This window comes from Sphingomonas bacterium (assembly GCF_903643035.1).
Classification (GTDB): Bacteria; Pseudomonadota; Alphaproteobacteria; order Sphingomonadales; family Sphingomonadaceae; genus Sphingomonas.
This window is the reverse complement of sequence record NZ_CAHJWW010000269.1, coordinates 1-3,785: the sequence shown is the minus strand read 5'-3', so window position 1 is coordinate 3,785 and position 3,785 is coordinate 1. Positions and strand designations below refer to the sequence as shown.

The window sequence follows — 3,785 nt, the reverse complement described above, 5'->3', positions numbered from 1 at the left end:
CCCTCCGCCCGCGCCGCGCTGCGCGGTCGCGGACGGCCGCGTCTCCGTCCCGGCCGGCACCGTCCTGCTCGGCGAGGACGGTCCGGGTCGTCCCGGGCAACGGGTGCGCGTCGCCGCCTTCGCCATCGATCGGCACGAGGTCACCAACGGCCAGTTCGCCGCCTTTGTGCGCGCGACCGGTTATCGGACTCAGGCGGAGCAGCAGGGCGGCGGCGCCGTGTTCTCGGCGCCCGCGCATGCGGTACCACTCGATCGGCCATCGGGATGGTGGCGGTTCGTCAGGGGCGCGGACTGGCGCCATCCGACCGGCCCGCAAGGCACGATCGCGGGCCATGAACGTGAGCCTGTCGTTCAGGTGACACTCGCCGACGCGGCCGCCTATGCGCGTTGGTCGGGCGGCATCCTTCCCGATGAGGCGCAGTGGGAGCGCGCCGCTCGCGGCAGGCAGCGAACACCCCACCCACCGCGAAGCTGGGCGTTCGCCGGCGACGGGACGCCGGTCGCGAACGTTTGGGAGGGCGAGTTCCCCGTCCACGACAGCGGTGCGGATGGTCACGCCGGCCTCGCGCCCGTCGGCTGTTTCGAGGCGAACGACTATGGGCTCGTCGACATGATCGGCAACGCCTGGGAGTGGACCCGCGACGATCGCGGCGAGCGCGGGCTCATAAAGGGCGGCTCGTTCCTGTGCGCGGCGACCTATTGCGCGAACTATCGGCCGGCCGCCTTCCAGGCGCAGGAGAAAGACCTGCCGACGTCTCATGTCGGTTTTCGGACGATCGGGGCGCCCCGTCGTCCGGTGCCGGACCGCAGGGCCGATGGGTCCTGAACCGCTTTCAGTCGGATCCTTCATCATCGTCCAGCGAGGCCGCCATGCACCATCCAGCCCTGCCCGTCCGGTTCCGCCGCACTTCCCGCCGCGCCGGGATGGTCGCGCTGCTGACGGCGCCTGCCGTCTGGCTATCGGGCGCGCCGGCGCGCCCGGCCGCCCCGGTCGTCTCCCCTGACGCCGCGTCGGCCACGTTCCGGACGCAGGTCGCCGTCGAGCGCCATGCGATCCGGCTGGCGGCGAGACCGGAGGTGCAGGCGGTGCTGCGCCAGGTCGAGGCGGACTGGCGACGCCGGAGCCCCGGCCTGTCGCCCGAGAGCTATGGCGAGTTGCCGGACTCGCTTCGCGAACTGCTGTTCCTGGTCACGCTGCAGGTCATCGACGACGACCCGCGCCGACCCGAGGTCATCGAGATTTCCAGCGCGCCGCATCGATGGGGCGGCTTCAGCGTTCCGGGCGGGCGCTGGGGCATAAACAACCCGGACACGCTGTACTTCACCATCCCGGTCGAACGGGGATCGAGCTACGTCATCACGGGTCGCCGGCACGGCGCCGGGCCGATCGATGCCAACTTCACCGTCCAGACTGGCGCCGACTGGATCGCGGCGGACAACCTCGCACAACCCGACCTCAAGATCGATCCGGACGGCACGTTCCGCATCACGGTCGACGATCAACCCGCCAGCGGCCGCCCCAACCACCTGCGGATCAGCGGCGCGGCCAACGTGGTCCTCGTCCGCAACACGCTGGCCGACTGGTCGCGCGAACAGCCCGACACGTTGAGCGTGGAGCGTGTCTCGGGGCCGTCCGCGGGACCGCCCGTCACCGACGCGATCCTGGCGCAACGGATCATCGCCCGGCTGCGCGTCGTCGTGGACCATAGCATCGACGGCGTTCTGGGCCGGGCCCTTCGCCAGCCTCTCGACGTCATCCCGCAACCAGGGTCCGCGGCGGACAAGCCAGGGTTCCTCGTCACGCAGCGCAACACCCTTGGTCATTTCCGGCTGGCGGACGACGAGGCCCTGGTCGCGACGTTCGATCCCGGTGGAGCGCGTTACGCGACATTCCCGGTAACGAACGTCTGGGGCGTATCACCCGACTCGCGCATGCATCAGAACAGCCTGAACAGCAGCCAGGCCGTCGCCGACCCCGAAGGGACGATAACGGTGGTACTGTCCAACTGGGATCCCGGCGTCGCCAACTGGGTGGATGCGGCAGGGCTGCGCGAGGGCATCGTGATGCTGCGGTGGCAGTTGCTCGACAAGACCGCGGAGGGGAACAAAGGCCCGGCGGTCACCGCGCGCGTGGTGAAGCGCGACGCGCTGTGGGCGGCGCTCCCCACCTCCACCCGCCGGGTCACGCCGGAGGAGCGCCTAGCCCAGGCGCGGACACGATCCGCCGGCTACGATCGCCGCTTCACGTCTCGCGCACGTTCCGACAGTTGAGCCGTTGCCGGACTCGGGCCTGCATCTTGGTCCGGTACGTCGCGAACAGGGCCGGCATGTCCGGTGCAGCTACGAGGTATGATATACAATCGCGACTTTGCTATTTTCCCCATGAGACTAGACCTTCAGTAGCTGAAGAGAAACAGACGGTCCGGTGTCTTCGGAACTGACGGACGACACAAGATAAGGCGCGAACGCGTCATGCAGGCGGGGATGGCTGACCGGCTCTGGGGAGAGTGGGTCATGGGACAGCTTTGGTTGATGGGGTCGGCGGTCGCGCTGTTGGCGGCGGGCGGTGCGATGGCGCAGACCGCGCCGCCGTCCTCGATAACCATCACCGGCGGAGCGGCGCTGACCACCGACTATCGGTTTCGCGGCCTGTCACAGACCGACAAGACCGTCGCGATCCAGGGCACCGCCACCGTCACCCATCAGTCGGGTCTGTACGCGAGCTTCTGGGCGAGCTCGGTCGACGACTATGTCGCCAACGGCAGCGACGCCGAGCTCGACCTGATCGCCGGCTACAAGCGGTCCTTCAGCGGCACCACAATCGACGGCGGCGTTCTCTACTACGTCTATCCGGGCAACGGGGGCGTCAACACCGACTTCTTCGAACCGTATGTGAACGCAAGCCACACCTATGGCCCGCTGTCGGCGAAGATAGGCGGCAACTTCGCCTGGAAGCAGAGCGGCCTGGGTCTCGACAACGATCGGCGAGGTGGCGTGTACGCCTATGGCGAGCTCGGGTTGAGCATCCCGCGAACACCCGTCACCTTGACGGGCCACCTCGGGCGTTCGTTCGTCAGGAACTACATCACCTTCGGCGAGCACTACACGGACTGGAGCGTGGCCGCAGCCTACACCTTCAGATCGGTGACGTTCGGCGCGGCCTATGTCGATACCGACACGCGTGACTTCAGCTACCCGTTCGGTGGCGGACGCAACAAGGATATCGCGAAAGCGGGGATCGTCGGCTCCGTCAGCTTCAGCTTCTAGTTGACGCCCCCTTTCACGGGAGAGACAGACAGTGAAATACGTCATGGCGGTCATCAAGCCGTTCAAGCTGGACGAGGTCCGCGAGGCGCTGACCGCGATCGGCGTGGCGGGGATGACGGTTACGGAGGTCGAGGGGTTCGGCCGCCAGAAGGGGCAGACGGAGGTATATCGCGGCGCCGAGTACGCGACCAGCATGGTCCCGAAGGTCAAGCTCGAAGTCGCCTGCCCGGACGGCATCGCGCAGGGCGTCATCGAGACGATAGAACAGGCAGCGCGCACCGGTTCGATCGGCGACGGCAAGATCTTCGTGCTGGACCTGGAGCAGGCATTGCGGATCCGGACCGGAGACACGGACGAGAACGCGTTGTGAGGGGAGGGGTCAAGATGACGAACAGGGTGCAACGACTTGGAATCGCCCGCTGGCTTTTGCCTGCGGTTGGGGTCGGCGTTGTTGGAATGTTGTTACTGGTGTCGCATCCTGCGCTGGGGCAGACGCCTGGTGGTGCGGTTGCGGGTCA

4 protein-coding genes are annotated in these 3,785 nt (G+C 67.6%); all 4 read left to right on the top strand.

Going from position 1 to position 3,785, the window contains the following annotated elements; translation table 11 throughout:
- Positions 1–826: SUMF1/EgtB/PvdO family nonheme iron enzyme (locus tag HUV01_RS13595; protein ID WP_174298757.1), on the top strand; the 826-nt coding region annotated here is incomplete at its 5' end.
- A gap of 44 nt (positions 827–870) precedes the next feature.
- Entirely contained in the window at positions 871–2,271 is a 1,401-nt protein-coding gene (locus tag HUV01_RS13590) for a hypothetical protein (protein ID WP_174298756.1), read from the top strand.
- A 243-nt stretch (positions 2,272–2,514) separates the two neighbouring features.
- Positions 2,515–3,267, top strand: a complete 753-nt coding sequence (locus tag HUV01_RS13585; protein ID WP_174298755.1) for a TorF family putative porin — start codon at positions 2,515–2,517, stop codon at positions 3,265–3,267.
- Positions 3,268–3,298: 31 nt separating this feature from the next.
- Complete coding sequence (locus HUV01_RS13580; RefSeq protein ID WP_174298754.1) at positions 3,299–3,637, top strand: P-II family nitrogen regulator; 339 nt, start codon at positions 3,299–3,301, stop codon at positions 3,635–3,637.
- The last annotated feature ends 148 nt before the right edge of the window (positions 3,638–3,785 follow it).

Bases quoted from the DNA above. Each gene is read 5' to 3' on its own strand.
- HUV01_RS13585 (WP_174298755.1), top strand. From the start codon at position 2,515: ATGGGACAGCTTTGGTTGATGGGGTCGGCGGTCGCGCTGTTGGCGGCG.
- HUV01_RS13590 (WP_174298756.1), top strand. From the start codon at position 871: ATGCACCATCCAGCCCTGCCCGTCCGGTTCCGCCGCACTTCCCGCCGC.